Source organism: Streptomyces sp. NPDC096040, from assembly GCF_040303265.1.
In the GTDB taxonomy this organism is placed as follows: domain Bacteria; phylum Actinomycetota; class Actinomycetes; order Streptomycetales; family Streptomycetaceae; genus Streptomyces.
The window spans coordinates 89,169-107,386 of record NZ_JBEOTA010000022.1 but is presented as its reverse complement, the minus strand read 5'-3'; the positions used below and the strand labels follow the sequence as shown (position 1 = coordinate 107,386).

The following is an 18,218-nucleotide window of genomic DNA, read 5'->3' as shown; positions in this document are numbered from 1 at the left end:
TCACGGAAGGACCTCCGGGGCGGGAAGCGGTTCGTACGGGGATGACTCGGTGGTACCGGCCTCGTCTTCGAGGTCGGGGTCGGGGTGCTGCGAGGCGCGGTCGCGAGCCGCGCCCGCCTCCGGCAACCTGAGGGTGAACGTGGAGCCCTGACCTTCGGCGCTCCACACCGTGACCTCCCCGCCGTGCGAGGCGACCACGTGTTTGACGATGGCGAGACCGAGACCGGTACCGCCGGTGGCCCGCGAGCGGGCCGGGTCGACGCGGTAGAAGCGCTCGAAGATGCGCTCCTTGTCCTTGTCGGTGATGCCGATGCCCTGGTCGGTCACGGCAAGTTCGATCATGTCGCCGCCAGGTGCGCCGACCCGGCGGGCTGCTATCCCGACCCGGGTGCGGGCCGGGGAGTAGTTGACGGCGTTCTCGACCAGATTGCCGAGGGCGGCGGCCAACTGGCCGCGGTTGCCCCAGACGTGCAGGTCGGCGGTACCGCCGGCGGCCATGGTGATCTGCTTGGTGCCGGCCTGATGGCGGCACCGGTCGACCGCCTCGGCGACGAGTTCGTCCACCCGGACGGGCTCGGCGTCCTCCAGCGGATCGTCGTTCTGCACTCTCGACAGATCGATGAGCTCCTGGACCAGGTTGGTCAGGCGCGTGGCCTCGATCTGCATACGACCGGCGAAGCGCTCCACCGCCTCCGGATCCTCCGAGGCGTCCATGACGGCCTCGGAGAGGAGGGAGAGTGCGCCGACCGGGGTCTTGAGCTCGTGGCTGACATTCGCCACGAAGTCCCGTCGTACCGCCTCGATCCTACGGGCCTCGGTGAGGTCCTCGACCAGGAGCAGTACCAGCCGGGAGCCGAGGGGCGCCACCCGGGCGGAGACGGCGAGCGCCTCCCCGCGTCCGGTGCCACGGCGCGGCAGGTCCAGTTCGACCTGACGTATCTCGCCGTCTCTCCTCGTGTCCCGGGCCATGTGGAGCATCGGCTCGATGGCGAGTTTGCCCCCGCGGACCAGTCCGAGGGCGTACGCCGCCGAGCTCGCCTTGACGACGATGTCGCCCTCGTCGAGGACGACCGCGGAGGAGCGCAGCACGCTCAGTACGGTGTCCACGCCGGGGGGCAGCACGGGGTCGGTGTGCAGGGAAGTCCTGGTCGGTCGCTTCTGGTCGCGTTCGCTCCAGCGGAACGCCAGCATGGCGATGACACCGGTAAGTACCCCGGCGATCGCTGCCGCTGCGGCGACCGCCGCGTTCACGTCCATGCAAACAGGTTAAGCAGGGGGTACGACATCCCCACAGCCCGCGAGGTGTCAGCTCGAACACTCGTCGCCCAGAGTTCACCTTGGAGCCAGTATTGGTTCATTTGCGGTGGCAGAAACGGACGCGCGGGCACCAGAACATGGGAGCGTGGGGTTCGCAGCTGGTTTCGGCCACGGCCCCCGGCCCCCGGAACCCTGGAACACACGTACGAGAGGGAACCCTGATGCGGGACGCGTACCACGAGGAACTCGACTCGATCGGCGACAGCCTGGTCGACATGGCCAGGCTGGTCGGATCGGCCATCGGGCGCGCCACGACGGCGATCCTCGACGGCGACCTGAAGCTGGCCGAAAGTGTCATCGAGTCCGACCAGAAGGTGGACGAGCTCCACCACGACCTGGAGGCCCGGGCGATAGCCCTGCTGGCCCGCCAGCAGCCGGTGGCGACCGATCTGCGGATCGTCGTCACCTCGCTGCGGATGTCCGCCGACCTGGAGCGCTCCGGCGACCTGGCCCAGCACGTCGCCAAGCTGGCCCGGCTGCGCTACCCGGAGCGGGCGGTCCCCTACGACCTGCACGCGACGATCCTGGAGATGGGCCAGCTCGCGCAGCGCCTGATGGCCAAGGCCGCCGAGGTCATCATCACCAAGGACGTCGACATGGCGATGCAGCTGGAGCAGGACGACGACGAGATGGACCTGCTGCACCGCACCCTCTTCCAGCACCTGCTGGACGACAAGTGGCAGCACGGCATCGAGACCGCGGTCGACGTGACGCTGCTCGGCCGCTACTACGAGCGGTACGCCGACCACGCGGTAGCCGTCGCCAAGCGCGTCGTCTTCCTGGTCACGGGCGAGCACGCGGACGACCTCCAGCCCGACATCCAGCCGGTGACGGGCGCCGAGGGGGCCTGACTCCGCCGGGTGAGCACTACCTCGCGAGGTAGTGCGGAGCGGGCGCGCGGACGCCACCGTGCGCCGTTGATGCGCCCGGCGGAACAGGTATGGAATGGGCGTGGAATGGGCAAATGCACCACGCCCTACCTCTAGGGACCCCTAGGAGGGATCCATGGCCGAATCCCCCAGCACCACGCCCGACCCCACCCAGCAGCGCGAGACCGAGCAGCCCGTCGAGATCAAGAACCTCCTGGTCATCGGCGCATGCGGATGCGGCTCCGGCTGCGGCTGCGGCTGCCAGTCGGGCAGCCCCTGCCAGTGCGGCTGAGCGCACACCCGACGTACGGCCAAGGGCCCTCGACTTCGGTCGGGGGCCCTTAGGGCATGTGGAGGGCACCGCGCGAGGCGGCACGGGCGGGCGCAACATGGAGAGGGAGGGGAGACAGGAGGTGGCTGTCATGCCTCAGTTCATGGACGTACACCACGGGATGAACGGCCTCACCGCCGGCCAGCTCAAGGAGGCCCACGAGGCCGACCTCGCCGTCGAGAAGGACGAGGGCGTCCACTTCGAACGAGCCTGGGCCGACCCTGCCTCCGGCGAGGTCTACTGCCTCTCCGAGGCACCCTCGGCCGAGGCGGTCCAGCGCGTCCACGAACGCGCGGGCCATCCGGCGGACGAGATCCACGCGGTACCGCTGTCGATCTGGTGACGCCGACACCACCGGCCTCCCGACCGGGCTGACGGCCGGGAGGCCGGAACCGGCGCGCGTTCCGTCAGCGGGCGGGCAGGCCGGCGAGCCAGTCGAGGAGCAACCGGTTGATCTCCTCCGGCCGTTCCTGCTGGATCCAGTGCCCACAGCCGTCGAGGAGATGGGACGAGACCAGGCCGGGGAGGGTGGCCGGGTACGCCTCGATGGCGTCGGCCAGCCAGGTCGTGGAGGCGTCGAGGCTGCCACCGGCGAACAGGGACGGCTGGGTGATCGGGGCACCGTCGAAGGCGGCGAGATCCTCCCAGTCGCGGTCCATGTTCCGGTACCGGTTGAGCGCACCGGTGAGTCCGGTGCGCTCGAACTCCCCTGCGTAGACGTCGAGATCCCGCTCACCGAGCCAGGCGGGCAGCCGGCCGACGGGGAACCGATCCCTGAGGGCGCCCCCTTCGCCGACGAAGTGGGGGTCGGGAGCGCCGGGCCCGGGCATGGTGTCGCCGGAGAAGGCGGCGTAGAACCCCGCGAGCCACCCCCGTACATCGGGCTCGATCTCGCTCTCGGCCCGCCCCGCCTCCTGAAAGTACGAGACATAGAACTCCTCGTCCCCGCCGCCCATCTGACCGAAGATGTCACTGGGCCGCGGCCCGCCACGCGGGGCGTACGGCACACTCAGCAGCCCGACGGCCCGGAAGACCTCGGGCCTGAGCAACGCGGAGTTCGCGGCGATGGCCGCGCCCCAGTCATGGCCGACGACCACGGCCGACTCCTCGCCGAGCGCACGCACCACGAAGACGTTGTCCTCGACGAGTTCGCCCATCCGATAGGCGTCCGGCGCGACCGGCTTGCCGGAACGCCCGTACCCCCGCACATCGATGGCAACGGCCCGGTATCCCGCCGCGGCGAGCACCGGCAGCTGATGCCGCCAGGAGTACCAGCCCTCGGGGAACCCGTGCACCAGCAGCACGAGCGGCCCGGCCCCCTGCTCGACCAGATGAACCCTCCGCCCGCCACCGGAAACAACCCGATGCGTACCCTCCATGAGCCCTCCTGGGTCTCGGCCTCGTCGTCTCACCACGGATCATGCGAGCACTGACACCGGGACCACGACCACATTTGCCGATTCGGCAACCCAGGAAAACGATCCTCCCGTCGCCCTCATGAGCTTCCGCGAACACCTGGGCCACCCACGACATGACAGCGCTCGCGGAGGAGCGCAGGCTGGGAGGAGTTGGACATATGGCTTTCGTCGGGTGCTGGGAGACGAGAGGTCGCTCATGCCGCGGTCCATGCGTGCGCTCGTGGCCGAAGAGGTCGGCGAGCCGAACGATGTCCTGCGGCTGGAAACCCGGCCTGTTCCCACGCCGGAAGCCGGCCAGGCGTTGCTCCGTGTGAAGGCGACTCCGATCCACGCCAGCGATCTGCACGTGTTGCGTGGCCGCTACGGTTTCTCCCCCGAGTTCCCCACTGTCGGCGGGCACATGGAATGCGTGGGCCGTATCGAGGCCCTGGGCCCGGATACCGAGGGACCGAAGATCGGCGAGCGTGTGGTGGCCGTCGCTGTCCCGGCCGTACCCGGGCCGCGTGAGGACGGCACCTGGCAGGAATACCTTGTTGCCGACACACACAGGCTTCTGCCGGTCCCCGACCGTCTGAGCGACTCCAGCGCCTGCCAACTCGCCGTCAACCCGTTGACCGCACTGCTCCTGGTGACCCGCGAACTCGACGTACAGCCGGGGGAATGGTTGTTGCAGACGGCCGCGGGCTCCACCGTCGGCCGGCTCGTCATTCAGCTGGCCGGGCATCTGGGTATTCGCACCATCAATGTCGTGCGGCGGCGCGCTGCCGTGAACGAGATCAAAGCGCTCGGTGGCGACGAGGTCATCTGCACCGAGGACGAGGATCTGGTGCAGCGCGTGGCCGAGATCGCGGGACCGGCCGGCGTGCGGAAGGCCGCCGACTGTGTCGCGGGCGAGGTGGGCGCCAAGGTGTCCCAGGCATTGGCTCCGGGAGGAGAGGTCGTGGTCTACGGCGCGCTCTCCACCCATCGGCAGACCGACCCGGCGGCGTTGACGATCCCACTGTCCGCGCGCTCAATCATCTACGAGACCAAAGTGGTCCGTGGCTTCTGGCTGAACCGCTGGTTCGGCACCACCTCGCCCACGGAGGCGCTGCACGCGCTGTCCGAGGTTCGCGGCCTCGTCGCTGACGAAGTGCTGAGCATCCCCCAAGGCCGGCCGTTCCCCCTCGAACGCTTCACCGAAGCCATCTCGTTCGCCGAAACACCCGCACACGGCGCCAAACCGCTCTTCGTCTTCGACGAGTAGTCGCACACACCGCTGACCCGTGGCCCCGGACGGTCCAGAGACGCCCGGCCATGGGCGCATGAGCCGTGTCAGCCAGCGGCGACCGTCCGCCACTGGGCAGTGATGCATCCCTCTTCCATGTCCCACCACTCTTTGGCCACACCATGGTCGAACAGCCTTTGTACCTTGGTGAGTTCGGCGGTGGGCGGGACGTCGAGGGCGACCATGCCGAACCTCTCTATGCCCTCGCCGCAGACTCCGAGTTCGTGAAACGCGTTGATCACGCTCTGCCGTGCAGCTTCGGAGCCGCCGTCACGGAACACGATGAGGCGGATGGTGCAGTTCTCCGAGCGCCGGACCACCTCGCCAACGATGCGACATGGCGGTTGAGGGCTCGTACCCTCCTGACCAGAGAGGGGCGGGGAGAGCAATGGCAGACGAGTACTTCTTGCTGGTGTGTGACGACGTGCCCCATGACGTGGTGCTCACCGACCCTGGTGTCCGCATGCTGGACGTCGCTCCGGTCGTGCGTCGGCTAACCGGGCTGAGTCTCTGGCGCAGCAAGGTTCTGGCAACGCAGGTTCCCGCCGTGGTTCTCGACGGCGTGCCCCGGGAAGAGGCCGCTGCAGCCGTCGTAGCCCTCTGCGATGCGGGAGCACGGGCAGAGACGAGAGAACAGCCGGAGCCGGAGTTCCTCAAGCACTGAGCACGGCCCGATCAACCGGCCGACGGTCCAGAGACGGCCCCAGCACAGCATCAAGGCCCCTACCAGGCACGAAAGCCCTGGTAGGGGCCTGATCACACAACCTACTTCTTCTTGCCCTGGGTTTGGCGGGCCCGCATTTCGCCGCTGGTCAGAGAGGTGCACCCCCAACTGACCTGCGTTCGGGCGGTCGTTGACGGCAGTTGCCTGTCGTCTTGGTCCTCCTCGGAGGGCCCAGAGAGGGCCCAGAGAGGGCCCGGCGGTGTCGCCCCGGACCCTCACTCACGAAGAGGAGCAGCCTCCCACCGGGCTTGCGAGCACGGCCCCCTCGGCCCGCCGGGAAACGCACGAGGCTCCGGATCTCTCCGGGGCCTCTTGTCTGTTTGCACTCGGCAGGGATTCGAACCTGCAACCTTCTGATCCGCAGGCGTGTTTCAGCCCGGACCGTAAGGTGCCGACCAGCCATTCAGCGCCGACGATCCACGGTCGTGGACCGGTGTCTCCAACCTCGCCGAGGGATGATCAAATCGTTGAGTCGCCCCGCAGTTGGCATCCGACCGCGGTTTGCCCCGAGCCTGACGACGCAGCCCCGAACCTCACGACGCAGCAGTACAACCAAAAGGAGAGGTCAGCGGTCTCACGCGTGTCCGGCACCCACCTGTCGGCCGTTCTGTCAGCGACAGGCGTGGTCGTACGGCTGCCTGTCCGCGCGCTCTCCAGGAGTCCCATGCGCCTCAAGCAGGTCTCGCTAGCGGCGGCGATATCCGTCGTCGCAGGTCTGACCACCGCCACCGTCGGCCTCACCGGTCCTGTCGCTTGGGCCGACGGCGACAACACGGCCGCGCTGCCGCTGTCGCACTACGCCCACATGGTGGTCGACGGCGCTCACCAGCACCTCTTCTTCAGCCAGGGCGCCGGCACAACCGGCATCGTGGTGACCGACCTGTCCGGCAACCCCGTCACCACCATCGACGGCGAGGAGGGCGCTGACGGCCTCGCACTGTCCGCCGACGGCAAGACGCTGTACGCGGCCCTGACCGACGGCGACGCGATCGCCGCCATCGACACGGCGACGCTCACCGAGACCGGCCGCGTCGGCACCGGTACCGCCAGCACTCCGGTCTCCGTCGCCGTGGCTGGCGGCAAGGTCTGGTACGGCTACACAGCCGACGACGGCAAGGGCACCGTCGGCTCGGTGGACCCCTCCGTCGCCGACCCCGCGCCGACCCCGCAGCCCGCCATGCCGCACTGGTCGGCCGCCCCCCTTATCAGCACGGGCGGCGGGGTGCTCGCGGTGCAGGACGCCCAGTCCTCCATGACCCACATCGCCACCTACGACGTCTCCTCCGGGACCCCCTCCCTCAAGGTCGACATGGGCCTCGGCGGCGCCGCGACGGGGCCCGTCCAGGTCACCGCGGACGGCACGAAACTGCTCGTTCCGCAGTCAGCCTCCGTGTACGTGTACAGCACGGCGGACCTCAGCGCCGCCAAGCCCTACGGGTACTACACCGGCGGCGTCAGCTCCTCCCCGGACTCCGTCGCGGTCGACTCCGACGGCACGATCGCCCTCGGCAGCACCGCGGGCTCGGGCGCGGGCGCCTACGTCTACGCGGCCGACCAGATCGCTGAGAACCACTTCGCCTTCTCGGCCGGCACCGTCGCCGTCGACGGCCTCGCCTGGGGCGCCGACGGCCGCACGCTCTATGCCGTCACCCAGGACAACGGGTCCTACGCCCTCGACGTCCTCGGCGACGCCAAGCTCACGGACACCAAGCTCTCCCTGAACGCCCCGTCTCCGTACGCGATCCCCGCCCGGCAGTTCACGGTGAACGGAACGGTGGGCGGCCACGGCTTCGTGCCGGTCGGCGCCACGCTGAAGGTCACCCGCGACGGCACCGATCTGCCCGACGCCACGGTCGGCGCGGACGGATCGTTCGGCATCACCGACTCCCGCCAGGACGAGGGCACGTACACCTACGAGGTGTCCTACGCCGGCGACGCGACGCACCGGCCCGCGACCACCTCGCTGACGGTGGGGGTGTCCAGGGTCGGAACCTCCATCCCGTACCCGGAGTTCAGCTCGGCGGCGCCGCACAAGGTGGCCTTCACCGGCACGGTCATGACCGACCTGAGCCGCGGCCCCTTCGCACAGGGCGACACCGTCCAGGTGACCCGGACGAACGAGGACACCCACGAGTCGACGCAGCTCCCTGCGGCCCCGCTCGACCCGGCCACCGGCCGGTTCACGGTCACCGACGACCCGGGGACAGCCGGATGGTTCACCTACCGCCTGTCGTTCGGGGGTGACATCACGCACCAGCCGGGCTCGAACGACGTGAGCACCACCATCTCCCCCTACGCCCCGGCCCTCACACTGAAGGCTCCCACGACCGCCACGCGCGGCGCCGCGCTGAGCTTCGGCGCCGTGCTGGGCGACGGCCCGTACGACAGCGGCGAGACGGTCACCGTGACCCGCACGGACGCGGCGCACACCGCGACGCCCGTGACGTGGACGGCCCCCGTGGCCGCCGACGGCACGATCACCGTCAAGGACACCCCCTCCACCGGCGGCGCCAACACCTACACGGTCAGCTACGCGGGCGACACCAACCACCGGGCGGCCACCGCCTCCGCGATCGTCCAGGTCTCGCGCGCCACGACGAGCCTGTCCGTGGCCGCCAACGCCTCAACCTACGCGTACGGCGCGACAGCCACCGTCACCGCCCACCTGGGCACCACGTACAACGGCCGTACGGTATCGCTCTACGCCACGCCCGCCGGCGGCAAGAAGACGCTGGTCAAGACGGGCACCGTGGACAGCAAGGGCAACCTGACGGCCACGTACAAGCTCGCCAACAACACGACGTTCACCGCGTCCTACGCGGGCGACTACCGCTACTCCCCGGCCACGGCCACCCGCGCCGTGAGCGACCAGGTGAAGGTCGCGCAGGCCCTGAGCGGCTACTACACGACCACCACGTACAGCGGCACCACCTACCGCGTCTACCACCACACGGCGCGGCCGACGGTGACCTCGATCGTGTCGCCGAACAAGTCCGGCCAGTGCGTGCACTTCCAGGTCCAGCAGTACTACAGCGGTGCCTGGCACACGCTCAGCACCTCGGGCTGCTTCACGCTCGGCTCCAAGAGCGCCGTGGCGGCGCAGCTGAGCCTCTCCCACGCGGTCAACCAGAAATTCCGGGTGCGCTCGGAGTACGTCCACAGCTCGAAGGACACCACCAACGTGAGCACGTGGGGCGGCTGGCAGTACCTGACGGTCAGGACCTGAGCACCTGAGCCCGCAGCGCCTGGATCGGCCGCATGACAAGTGAGCCGGCGCCGGTCCGGACACCCGAAAGCAGGGTGTCCGGACCGGCGCCGTCACTTCACCGCCCGGTTCCGAACCTGGTGGAGTCCGGGTCGACACCTACGCGCACGTCATGAGCACGACGCTCAAGGCCGCCGCCGACCGGATGGACGACGCCGGGGACCGTGCCCGGAAGGCTCTCAGCCAGGCACTCCGACCGCCGTAAGAGCCGCCGCGCTGAGGTCCCACAGAGGGCCCAGGCCGTGAAAACGCCCCCGATCCGGGCCGTATGCGCAGGTCGAGGGCGTGATCACGGAACCTACTTCTTCTTGCCCTGGTTCTTGACCGCCTCGATCGCTGCCGCCGCGGCCTCCGGGTCGAGGTACTTGCCGCCCGGGGTGATCGGCTTGAAGTCGGCGTCCAGCTCGTAGTAGAGGGGGATGCCCGTCGGGATGTTCAGGGACGCGATGTCGGCGTCCGAGATGCCGTCGAGGTGCTTGACCAGGGCGCGCAGGCTGTTGCCGTGGGCGGCGACCAGGACCGTGCGGCCGGTCAGGAGGTCGGGGACGATGCCGTCGTACCAGTACGGGAGCATGCGGACGACGACGTCCTTGAGGCACTCCGTGCGGGGGCGCAGCTCCGGGGGGATCGTCGCGTAGCGGGGGTCCGCGGCCTGGGAGTACTCGGAGTCGTCCGACAGCGGGGGCGGCGGGGTGTCGTACGAGCGGCGCCAGAGCATGAACTGCTCCTCGCCGAACTCGGCCAGCGTCGCCGCCTTGTCCTTGCCCTGGAGCGCGCCGTAGTGGCGCTCGTTCAGGCGCCAGGTGCGGTGGACCGGGATCCAGTGGCGGTCGGCCGCTTCGAGGGCGAGCTGTGCGGTGCGGATCGCTCGCTTCTGGAGGGAGGTGTGGACAACGTCCGGGAGCAGGTCGGCGTCCTTCAGGAGCTCACCGCCGCGGACTGCCTCCTTCTCGCCCTTCTCGTTGAGGTTGACGTCCACCCAGCCGGTGAACAGGTTCTTCGCGTTCCACTCGCTCTCGCCGTGGCGGAGGAGGATCAGCTTGTACGGTGCGTCGGCCATGGGTCAGAGCGTAATCCACGTGTTCGGGGCAGAGGGTCGGCGCCCGGAGGGCGTCCCAGACGTCGGACAGTTGACTGCTTTTGTTAATTGAGTGGCTCAGGTGAGCGAGGAAAAAGTAAGGTCCACTCATTCCTTGCGTCACTTACGCCTTGCTCTGGGGGAGCCATGTCGTCCGTCGCCCTGCGGCGCGCTGTCCGGGAGACCGTGTCCGGTCTGCCCCGTGAGTTCTGGTGGCTGTGGACCAGCACCCTCGTCAACCGGCTGGGTGCCTTCGTCGCCACGTACATGGCCCTGTATCTGACGCTGGACCGGGGGTACAGCGCCTCGTACGCCGGGCTTGTCGCCTCCCTGCACGGGCTGGGCGGGGTGGTCTCCGCCCTGGGCGGCGGGGTGATGGCCGACCGGCTGGGGCGGCGGCCGACGCTGCTGCTCGCCCAGGGCTCCACCGCGGGGGCCGTCGCCCTGCTCGGCTTCGTGCACGACCCCGTCGCCATCGCCGCCGTCGCCTTCCTCGTCGGCATGGCCTCCAACGCCTCCCGGCCGGCCGTGCAGGCGATGATGGCCGACATCGTGCGGCCGGAGGACCGGGTGCGCGCGTTCTCGTTGAACTACTGGGCCATCAACCTCGGGTTCGCCGTGTCGTCCATGGGGGCCGGGTTCATCGCCGAGGTCAGCTACCGCGCCGGGTTTCTGATCGAGGGCGGGATGACCGCCGTCTGTGCCGTCCTCGTCTTCCTCAAGCTGCCCGAGTCGCGACCTGAGCGAGCTTCGAACAGGGCTGCCAGGGACGACGAGGTCAGCCTCGGGACCGTGGTGCGTGACGGGCGGTACATGGCCGTCGTCGGGCTGTCCTTCCTCGTCGCCCTGGTCTTCCAGCAGGGGTCCGTCGGGCTGCCGGTGGCGATGGGCAGGGCCGGGTTCTCGCCCGCCGACTACGGCATGGCCATCGCGGTGAACGGGGTGCTGATCGTCGTACTCCAGATTCCCGTCACCCGGGTCATCGAGCACCGTGACCCGCGGTCCCTGCTCGTCGTCTCCTCCCTCCTCGCGGGGTACGGGTTCGGGCTCACCGCCTTCGCCGGGTCCGTCGGTGTCTTCGCACTCACCGTGTGCGTGTGGACGCTCGCCGAGATCGTCAACGCGCCGACCCAGACTGGGCTGGTGGTGCGGCTCTCGCCGGTCCACGGACGGGGGCGCTATCAGGGCATGTACACGCTGTCCTGGTCCGCTGCCGCGCTCATCGCGCCGCTGATGTCCGGTGTCGTCATCGACCGGTTCGGGGCGCGGTGGCTGTGGGGGGCGTGTGCGGTCGTGGGGACGGCGGCGGCCCTCGGGTACGGCCTCCTCATGCGGCGGCTGCCGGAAGGGCGCGCCTCGGTCACGAAGGCGGCTACGGGCGCCGAGGCCGAGGTACGTACGGCCTGATCCGTGGGTTCCCGCTCGGCCCGAGTACCTTCACGGCCCGGGGCGAGTACGTGCACGGTCCGGGGCGAGAACGTGCACGGCCCCAGGGCGAGAACGTGCACGGCCCAGGACGAGAACGTGCACGGCCCAGGGCGAGAACCGGTGCGCCCGCCCGCGGGGCACGCGCCCCGCGAGACAGAGACAGGCACCCCCGGCGGGCAAGCGGGCGTCAGTTCCTGCAGCCCGTCACCACAACGGGGCTTCCCGCGCAGTTCGTCGGGATGTTGCGGGTGATGGTCGAGTCGATGACCGTGAACTGGTTGGTCGTGAAGACGCCTCCGGGGGCCGTCGTGGAGGCGTTGTCGCGGACGTGGCTGTGGTCGAGGGTGACCTTTCCGGCGTCGTTGTAGATGCCGCCGGCCTGGGAACCGCCGTTGCCGTTCGCGCTGTTGCGGAGGACCTCGCTGCCTTTCAGAACGAGCACGGCGGCGGTCGTGGCGTTGTAGATGCCGCCCCCCTGGCCCGCCATGCCTCCGACCACGTTGCCGCTGACCTCCGTGTCCTCCAGCCTCAGGCTCGACAGGTTCTGGATCCCGCCGCCCTGGATGCCGGCGGTCGTGTTGTTCGCGATCTTGCTTTCGCTGAATTCCAGCGATGCGGTGCCGCTGTCGGTGACGCCACCACCTCTGCTGGCCGACGTGTTGCGCCTGATCACGCTCGCGTGCACGAAGGCGTTGCCGGCGTCCTGGTAGAGAGCACCGCCGACGGCCCGGGCGTGATTGCGGCTGAACTCGGAGTCGTCCACGCTCAGCGTTCCCCCGCTGTACAACCCACCACCGTTGGCGGCGTTGTTGAACGCCAGCCAGCCGCGTCGTACGACCGCCGTGGCGCCCGGTGACACCGCCACACCGCCACCGCTGTTCGAGGAGGTGTTGTCGATCACGTCGACGCCGACCAGCGTGAGCCTGCCGCCGGAGTCGACCAGAATGCCCCCGCCGTCGCCGCTGGTGTTCCCGCCACGGACGGTGAGGTCCTCCAGGCGGAGGTTACCGCCCGAGTTGACATGGAAGATCCGGAACAGGGCGGTCCCGATCCCGTCACGAACGATCGTCGCGCCGTTGCCCCGGATCTTGAGGCTCTGGTCGATGGTCGGCAGACCCTCACCGCTGCCGAAAGCAGAGGTCAGATGGTACGTGCAGTCATGGGAGAGGGAGAGTGTCTCGCCCGGTGACGCCGCACTGACGGCAGTGGTCAGCGCCGTCGTGCTGCAGGGAACCTGGGTCACGTCATCCTGGCCCCCAGCGCTCGCCGGTCCGCCCGTCACACCCGTGACGACGACCGCCGCCACCGCTGCCACCGCCGACATGCTGCTGAATCTGATGAGTCCCATGACAGTCAGATGCGTCGTTCGCCAGGCAATGGGGCGGGTGTGATGATCGGATCACCCGGTCACGCCACGCGATTCCTCCTACCGGCCCAGTCCGCCGGTCCCCCTACCGGCGCAGTCCGCCGGTCCGCCGCCGGTCCTGACGGATCGGTCCTCACGGATGCATCCGCGCCCCCTTCAGCACCTTGTCCACCCCGTTCCGCGGCCCGTACACCGAGAGCCCCACCAGGTCCAGCTCCGCCGTCGGCACGGCACGCACCGCCGCGCGGTTGTCGCGGTCGTTGCCGGTCGAGAACAGATCCGCCGCGAAGACCGCCCGGGGCAGGGCCCGGCTCAGCGCCCGCTCGTGTGCCGCCTTCAACGTCTCCTTCGTCCCCTCGAAGACCAGCACCGGCTGCCGGAACATCGGCAGGTACGCCACCCCGTCGGCGTCCTCGTACGGCTCCCCGACCACCTCGGGGACCGTCGCGCCCAGGCCGCTGACCAGGAACGCGGTGACATTGAGGCGCTGCCAGGGCTCCAGGTCGTCCCGCAGCAGTACGGCGATCTTGGTGTCGAAGCGGACGTCGGGGCGGACGTCGGGGCGGACGTCGGGGCGGACGTCGGAAGGGATGGGTTCAGTGCTCATGCCGTGAGACTGCCGACCGTCGTACGGCCTCGTCTTGTACGTTCTTTGCATGGCCGCCCGGCAGCACCTCACGGAGGAAGTCACCGCCTGGCGCCCCCGTGTCCCGGGCGTCACCGAGGTCTTCCACGCGCACTTCACCGAGTACGCCTATCCGATGCACGTCCATGACGCCTGGACGCTGCTCATCGTGGACGACGGCGCCGTACGGTACGACCTCGAACGGCATGAGCACGGCACGCCGGGCGACACCGTGTCGCTGCTGCCGCCCCATGTGCCGCACAACGGCTCCCCCGCCACCGCGGACGGCTTCCGCAAGCGTGTGGTGTACCTGGACGAGACGCTCCTCGGGGACGAGCTCATCGGCGCGGCAGTCGACGGACCCGACCTGCGGGATCCGCTGCTGCGGCGGCGCGTCGGCCGGCTGCACGCCTCCCTCGCCCGCCCCGGCGACGAACTGGAGGCCGAGAGCCGGCTCACCCTCATCGGCGAGCGGCTGCGCGGCCTGCTCCGCCCCCGGCTCGTGGCAGCACCGAGGCCCCCCGATCCGGTCCTCGCCGGCGCCCTGCGCGAGCTCCTCGACGAGCGGGTCGGCGAGGGGCTCGCCCTGGACGAGGCCGCACGGCTGCTGCACGCACACCCCGCCCACCTGGTACGGGCGTTCAGCGGCGCCTACGGCATCGCCCCGCACCAGTACCTGATGTCCCGCCGGGTGGGCCGCGCCCGCCGGCTGCTGCTCGACGGTGTCCCGCCCGGCGAGACGGCCACCGTCACCGGCTTCTACGACCAGGCCCATCTCACCCGGCACTTCAAGAAGCTCGTGGGGGTGACCCCCGGGCGCTACGGGGCAGCGCGCGCTGAGCCTCGTACAGGTTCCGGGGCCGGACCGCGTCCCACGTGCCGTACAGCTCAAGGCGGGAGTGCAGGTCGCCGGTGAAGTCCGGTACGTCGATCTGGTCGAAGTCGGTCACCTCGTTCAGGCCGACCGTCGCGGACCAGGGGGCGAGGCCGTCCAGCCTCATCAGGCCCGCGCGGCCGTTGGTGACGCGCACGTTCCAGTGCGTGAAGCGTGCCCCGAACAGCGGCCCCGCGTTGGCGTCGCCGCCGTGGCGGCCGTTGTTGTTCACCGTGATGTCGGTGCGGACGTTGCCGAAGGGCAGACCGCGGTGGGAGTCGAAGGTGCCCATCTGCATCTCGCCGCGCGACCACACGTTGTACGACGACAGACCCTCGACGTTGATGCCGTGGAGCTGGGTGTCGGACGGGGCCGGGACCGTGCGCTGTTCGACGGTGAAGTCCTCGATCAGGTTGTCGTGCGAGCCCTCGCGGCAGAAGTAGGGGTGGTGCTCGCCCCGGCCGCCGACCCGGGTGCGGCGCACGGTGCAGGCGGAGGCGGCGACCAGGCCGAAGCCGTTGTCGACGTTGCGGACCGTCACGTCGTCCACCCAGCAGTCGTACGCGCACTGCAGGACGACCCCGTTGTAGCCCTTGTCGAGGAGGTGCGGGGACTGCGGGGTCTCGACCACGTCCAGGGTGAGCCCCTCGACTCCGGAGCCGGTCAGTTCACGGACGTGAGTGGTGAACAGCGGGTTCCATTCGGGGCGCAGGTCGACCGGGAGCGGGCGCTCCAGCGTCACCCGCCGGCCGTGCACGGCCGTGATGCGGACCGGCCATTCGTAGGGGACGTAGGACAGCAGCTTGGTCTTGTCCTCCCAGTAGTACGCGGCCGGGCCGGGGCCGCCGCCCGACATGTGCTGGAGGAGGGTGTGGGCGGTGTCGTCGCAGACGCGCAGGAGGACCAGGCGGCCGGGGCGCAGCCGGGAGGGGTCGGTGACGGTGACCGTCCAGTCGCCCCGGCGGGCGGATGCGACGGGGGTCAACTGCTCCCACTCGTCACGCTTGTTGCCGGTCCAGCCCTCGAACGGCCAGTCCCGCGCCCCGATCGCGGCGACCAGGGAGTCCCAACGGGCCTTCGGCGCCAGCCAGATCAGGCCGCCCGCCCAGGACCACGCCGACTTCGTGCCGCCGTAACGGGAGCCGTACGGACCGATCAGCTCGGTGAGGTTCTTCGTCGCGTACAGCGTGGTACGGCCGCTGCCGGCGCCGCGCAGCACCACGTTGTCGTAGGCGAGACGGACCAGGCCGTCGATGCGGAAGGTGCCGGGTGGGATGGCGACCGCGCCACCGCCAGCCCTGGCGGCAGCGGCGATGGCACGGTTGATCGCGGGGGCGCAGTCGGTGACGCCGTCGGCCACCGCGCCGTACGCGCGGACGTCTGCCACCACGGGAAGGCGGCGGATCCGCGCCGCTCCGGCCCGGCCGACGTACGGGATCTGCGGGTGGGTGAAGGGGGTGCGGATGAACTCCCGCCACAGGGACGGGACTTCCGCGCCCGGTGCGCCCGAAGGCTGGGCGGTGGAACCCGCTGCGTGGGCGGTGTGGCCCGCCACGGCGGTCGCGGCGACCGCCGTGGCGCCGGCGAGGAGGTTCCGTCTTGTCATGCCGTGGTGCGCGGTGCTCATTCCGTACGTCCTTCCCATGGCGGATTTTCATGGTTGTGAACGACGTTCAGATCTGCGTCGGCCGTGAGCATGCCACGGCACCCTGTCACCTCGAAAGAGTCGTGCAGGGGTCAATCAGGTCTGGGCCTGGAGTCAGTCAGCAGAGCGTTCGATCAGATGGGTGAACGCGTCCAGATTCCGGGTCGACTCGCCCCGGGACACCCGCCACGCGTACTCCTTGCGGATCGCGGCGGCGAAGCCCAGCTCCAGCAGGGTGTTGAAGGCGCCGTCCGCGGCCTCCAGGACCTGGCCGAGCAGGCGGTCGATCTCGGCGGGGGTGACGGAGGCGAGCGGGAGCCTGGCGGTGACGTAGACGTCGCCGAGGCGGTCGACGGCGTAACTCACGCTGTACAGCTTGAGGTTGCGCTCAAGGAGCCAGCGGTGGACGGCCGGTTCGTTCTCGTCGGGGTGCCGGATGACGAAGGCGTTGAGCGAGAGGGAGTGGCGGCCGACGAGGAGGGAGACCGTCGTCTTCAGCTTGCGGGTTCCGGGGAGCTGTACGACGTAGTTGCCGGGCCCGGGGCTCTCCCACTCCACGTCGGCGTCCTTCAGGGCACCTTCGATGACCTGTGCGGCCTTGTCCACATCACCCATGGGCCGAGCGTACGCGACGGCGGTGGGACTGGGTCGCGGCCATGTAGACGTCGGCGGTGGCGGCGGCCGCGGTGTCCCAGCCGAACGACTGGGCGTGCCGGGCGGCGGCGTTGCCGAGGCGGTCCACCAGCGAGGGGTCGTCGGCGAAACGGCCCAGCACGCGCGCGTAGTCGGCGGGATCGTGCCCCCGCACCAGGAAGCCCGTCTCGCCGTCCCGTACGGCCACGGGCAGACCGCCGACCGAGGCGGCGAGTACGGGGGTGCCGGCCGCCTGTGCCTCTATCGCCACCAGGCCGAAGGACTCGCTGTAGGACGGCATGACCAGCACGGAGGCCGCTCGGAACCAGTCCGCCAGCTGCTCCTGGCCGACCGGCGGCCGGAACCGGACGACGTCCGCCACACCGAGCCGCGCGGCCAGCTTCTGCAGCCCCTCCGGCTTGGCGAGGCCGCTGCCGCTGGGGCCGCCGACGATCGGTACGACGAGCCGCGAGCGCAGCTCGGGCCGCTCGTCGAGGAGGACGGCCACGGCCCTGAGCAGTACGTCGGGGGCCTTCAGGGGCTGGATGCGGCCGGCGAAGAGCGGGATCAGCGCGTCCTGCGGGAGGTCCAGGCGGGCGCGGGCGGCCGCGCGGCCGTCGGCGGGGCGGAAACGTTCGAGGTTCACGCCGGGGTGGACGACGGCGACCTTGGCGGGGTCGGCGCAGTAGTGGCGTACGAGTTCGTCGGCCTCTTCCGCGGTGTTCGCGATGAGGCGGTCGGCCGCGGACACGATCTGGGTCTCGCCGATCACCCGGGCGGCGGGCTCGGGGGTGTCGCCGTCGGCCAGGCTGGCGTTCTTGACCTTGGCCATGGTGTGCATCGCGTGCACGAGGGGGACGCCCCAGCGCTGGGCGGCGAGCCAGCCGACGTGGCCGGAGAGCCAGTAGTGCGAGTGGACGAGGTCGTAGTAGCCGGGGCGGTGGCCGGCCCAGGCCTGCATCACACCGTGCGTGAAGGCGCACAGCTGGGCCGGGAGGTCCTCCTTGGCGAGGCCCTCGTAGGGGCCGGCGTCGACGTGCCGGACGAGGACGCCGGGGGCGAGTTCGACGGTCGGCGGGAGGCCGCCGGAGGTGGCCCGGGTGAAGATCTCGACGTCGATGTTGATCGCGGCGAGGCGCTGCGCCAGCTCGACGATGTAGACGTTCATGCCGCCGGCATCGCCGGTGCCGGGCTGGTGGAGCGGTGAGGTGTGCACGGAGAGCATGGCGACGCGGCGCGGGCGGCGGCTGCGGAGAAGCCGAGCAGCAGCCGACGGGGAGCGGCGCCCGAGCCTGCTGACGTACTGGCTCACGTGGCGGTCCTCCTTGATGCGGGCATGCCGGTGGGAGGGCGTGCGGTTCCCTCTGGGAGTGCAACG

General features: G+C 70.1%; 15 protein-coding genes and 2 pseudogenes. 8 read left to right on the top strand and 9 right to left on the bottom strand.

Translation table 11 applies throughout. The features are described from left to right. Entirely contained in the window at window positions 1–1,257 is a 1,257-nt protein-coding gene (phoR, locus tag ABTY98_RS28380) for a two-component system sensor histidine kinase PhoR (protein ID WP_352223846.1), read from the bottom strand. A gap of 221 nt (window positions 1,258–1,478) precedes the next feature. Between phoR and phoU the strand changes: the two genes are divergently transcribed. From phoU to ABTY98_RS28365, 3 genes are all read left to right on the top strand, one after another. Beyond that, on the top strand, window positions 1,479–2,168 hold the full coding sequence (phoU, locus tag ABTY98_RS28375) for a phosphate signaling complex protein PhoU (RefSeq protein WP_352223844.1): 690 nt from the start codon (window positions 1,479–1,481) through the stop codon (window positions 2,166–2,168). Between the two features lie 154 nt (window positions 2,169–2,322). Then, window positions 2,323–2,478, top strand: a complete 156-nt coding sequence (locus ABTY98_RS28370) for a hypothetical protein (protein ID WP_351746889.1) — start codon at window positions 2,323–2,325, stop codon at window positions 2,476–2,478. A gap of 130 nt (window positions 2,479–2,608) precedes the next feature. Continuing rightward, window positions 2,609–2,860 carry an SCO4226 family nickel-binding protein gene (locus ABTY98_RS28365; RefSeq protein ID WP_352223843.1) on the top strand — a complete coding sequence of 84 codons (252 nt, stop codon included), beginning with the start codon at window positions 2,609–2,611 and terminating at the stop codon, window positions 2,858–2,860. A 64-nt stretch (window positions 2,861–2,924) separates the two neighbouring features. Here the strand turns inward: ABTY98_RS28365 and ABTY98_RS28360 are convergent, their stop codons facing one another. Next, window positions 2,925–3,896, bottom strand: coding sequence for an alpha/beta fold hydrolase (locus ABTY98_RS28360; RefSeq protein ID WP_352223842.1), 972 nt, complete (start codon window positions 3,894–3,896; stop codon window positions 2,925–2,927). A gap of 247 nt (window positions 3,897–4,143) precedes the next feature. On the opposite strand from ABTY98_RS28360, the gene ABTY98_RS28355 reads away from it, so the two are divergent. Next, window positions 4,144–5,181: a zinc-dependent alcohol dehydrogenase family protein gene (locus ABTY98_RS28355; RefSeq protein WP_352223841.1), complete on the top strand. Its 1,038-nt coding sequence runs from the start codon at window positions 4,144–4,146 to the stop codon at window positions 5,179–5,181. 68 nt (window positions 5,182–5,249) lie between these two features. Here ABTY98_RS28355 and ABTY98_RS28350 read toward each other — a convergent pair. After that, window positions 5,250–5,537, bottom strand: a pseudogene (locus ABTY98_RS28350) (DUF4265 domain-containing protein); the annotation flags it as partial. A 53-nt stretch (window positions 5,538–5,590) separates the two neighbouring features. Here ABTY98_RS28350 and ABTY98_RS28345 point away from each other — a divergent pair. Beyond that, entirely contained in the window at window positions 5,591–5,866 is a 276-nt protein-coding gene (locus ABTY98_RS28345) for a ribosomal protein L7/L12 (RefSeq protein WP_352223840.1), read from the top strand. 724 nt (window positions 5,867–6,590) lie between these two features. Beyond that, a complete protein-coding gene (locus ABTY98_RS28340) occupies window positions 6,591–9,152 on the top strand; it encodes a hypothetical protein (protein WP_352223839.1) in 2,562 nt (853 codons plus the stop codon). A 337-nt stretch (window positions 9,153–9,489) separates the two neighbouring features. On the opposite strand, the gene ABTY98_RS28335 is transcribed toward ABTY98_RS28340, so the two are convergent. Further along, complete coding sequence (locus ABTY98_RS28335; RefSeq protein ID WP_352223838.1) at window positions 9,490–10,251, bottom strand: phosphoglyceromutase; 762 nt, start codon at window positions 10,249–10,251, stop codon at window positions 9,490–9,492. 165 nt (window positions 10,252–10,416) lie between these two features. Here ABTY98_RS28335 and ABTY98_RS28330 point away from each other — a divergent pair, with 165 nt between their 5' ends. Continuing rightward, complete coding sequence (locus ABTY98_RS28330) at window positions 10,417–11,676, top strand: MDR family MFS transporter (protein ID WP_352223837.1); 1,260 nt, start codon at window positions 10,417–10,419, stop codon at window positions 11,674–11,676. A 208-nt stretch (window positions 11,677–11,884) separates the two neighbouring features. Here the strand turns inward: ABTY98_RS28330 and ABTY98_RS28325 are convergent, their stop codons facing one another. Both ABTY98_RS28325 and ABTY98_RS28320 read right to left on the bottom strand, forming a co-directional pair. Continuing rightward, entirely contained in the window at window positions 11,885–13,045 is a 1,161-nt protein-coding gene (locus ABTY98_RS28325) for a hypothetical protein (protein WP_352223836.1), read from the bottom strand. A gap of 151 nt (window positions 13,046–13,196) precedes the next feature. After that, window positions 13,197–13,721, bottom strand: a complete 525-nt coding sequence (locus ABTY98_RS28320) for a DUF2000 family protein (protein WP_352223835.1) — start codon at window positions 13,719–13,721, stop codon at window positions 13,197–13,199. Here ABTY98_RS28320 and ABTY98_RS28315 point away from each other — a divergent pair. Further along, complete coding sequence (locus ABTY98_RS28315; protein WP_352223834.1) at window positions 13,720–14,604, top strand: AraC family transcriptional regulator; 885 nt, start codon at window positions 13,720–13,722, stop codon at window positions 14,602–14,604. The genes ABTY98_RS28320 and ABTY98_RS28315 overlap by 2 nt on opposite strands. On the opposite strand, the pseudogene ABTY98_RS28310 reads toward ABTY98_RS28315, so the two are convergent. The 3 genes and pseudogenes from ABTY98_RS28310 to mshA form a co-directional block, all read right to left on the bottom strand. Beyond that, window positions 14,510–16,189 (bottom strand): annotated as a pseudogene (locus ABTY98_RS28310) (glycosyl hydrolase family 28-related protein); the annotation flags it as partial. The gene ABTY98_RS28315 and the pseudogene ABTY98_RS28310 overlap by 95 nt on opposite strands. Window positions 16,190–16,321: 132 nt before the next feature. Beyond that, window positions 16,322–16,822, bottom strand: coding sequence for a type III secretion system chaperone family protein (locus ABTY98_RS28305; RefSeq protein WP_352223833.1), 501 nt, complete (start codon window positions 16,820–16,822; stop codon window positions 16,322–16,324). Then, window positions 16,815–18,152: a D-inositol-3-phosphate glycosyltransferase gene (gene mshA, locus ABTY98_RS28300; protein WP_352223832.1), complete on the bottom strand. Its 1,338-nt coding sequence runs from the start codon at window positions 18,150–18,152 to the stop codon at window positions 16,815–16,817. The genes ABTY98_RS28305 and mshA overlap by 8 nt, the downstream gene beginning before the upstream one ends. Between the last annotated feature and the right edge of the window lie 66 nt (window positions 18,153–18,218).

Bases quoted from the DNA above. Each gene is read 5' to 3' on its own strand.
- ABTY98_RS28335 (WP_352223838.1), bottom strand. From the start codon at position 10,251: ATGGCCGACGCACCGTACAAGCTGATCCTCCTCCGCCACGGCGAGAGC.
- ABTY98_RS28315 (WP_352223834.1), top strand. From the start codon at position 13,720: ATGGCCGCCCGGCAGCACCTCACGGAGGAAGTCACCGCCTGGCGCCCC.
- ABTY98_RS28330 (WP_352223837.1), top strand. From the start codon at position 10,417: ATGTCGTCCGTCGCCCTGCGGCGCGCTGTCCGGGAGACCGTGTCCGGT.
- ABTY98_RS28345 (WP_352223840.1), top strand. From the start codon at position 5,591: ATGGCAGACGAGTACTTCTTGCTGGTGTGTGACGACGTGCCCCATGAC.
- ABTY98_RS28325 (WP_352223836.1), bottom strand. From the start codon at position 13,045: ATGGGACTCATCAGATTCAGCAGCATGTCGGCGGTGGCAGCGGTGGCG.
- ABTY98_RS28355 (WP_352223841.1), top strand. From the start codon at position 4,144: ATGCGTGCGCTCGTGGCCGAAGAGGTCGGCGAGCCGAACGATGTCCTG.
- ABTY98_RS28365 (WP_352223843.1), top strand. From the start codon at position 2,609: ATGCCTCAGTTCATGGACGTACACCACGGGATGAACGGCCTCACCGCC.
- ABTY98_RS28305 (WP_352223833.1), bottom strand. From the start codon at position 16,822: ATGGGTGATGTGGACAAGGCCGCACAGGTCATCGAAGGTGCCCTGAAG.
- ABTY98_RS28360 (WP_352223842.1), bottom strand. From the start codon at position 3,896: ATGGAGGGTACGCATCGGGTTGTTTCCGGTGGCGGGCGGAGGGTTCAT.
- ABTY98_RS28320 (WP_352223835.1), bottom strand. From the start codon at position 13,721: ATGCAAAGAACGTACAAGACGAGGCCGTACGACGGTCGGCAGTCTCAC.
- phoR (WP_352223846.1), bottom strand. From the start codon at position 1,257: ATGGACGTGAACGCGGCGGTCGCCGCAGCGGCAGCGATCGCCGGGGTA.
- ABTY98_RS28340 (WP_352223839.1), top strand. From the start codon at position 6,591: ATGCGCCTCAAGCAGGTCTCGCTAGCGGCGGCGATATCCGTCGTCGCA.
- ABTY98_RS28370 (WP_351746889.1), top strand. From the start codon at position 2,323: ATGGCCGAATCCCCCAGCACCACGCCCGACCCCACCCAGCAGCGCGAG.
- phoU (WP_352223844.1), top strand. From the start codon at position 1,479: ATGCGGGACGCGTACCACGAGGAACTCGACTCGATCGGCGACAGCCTG.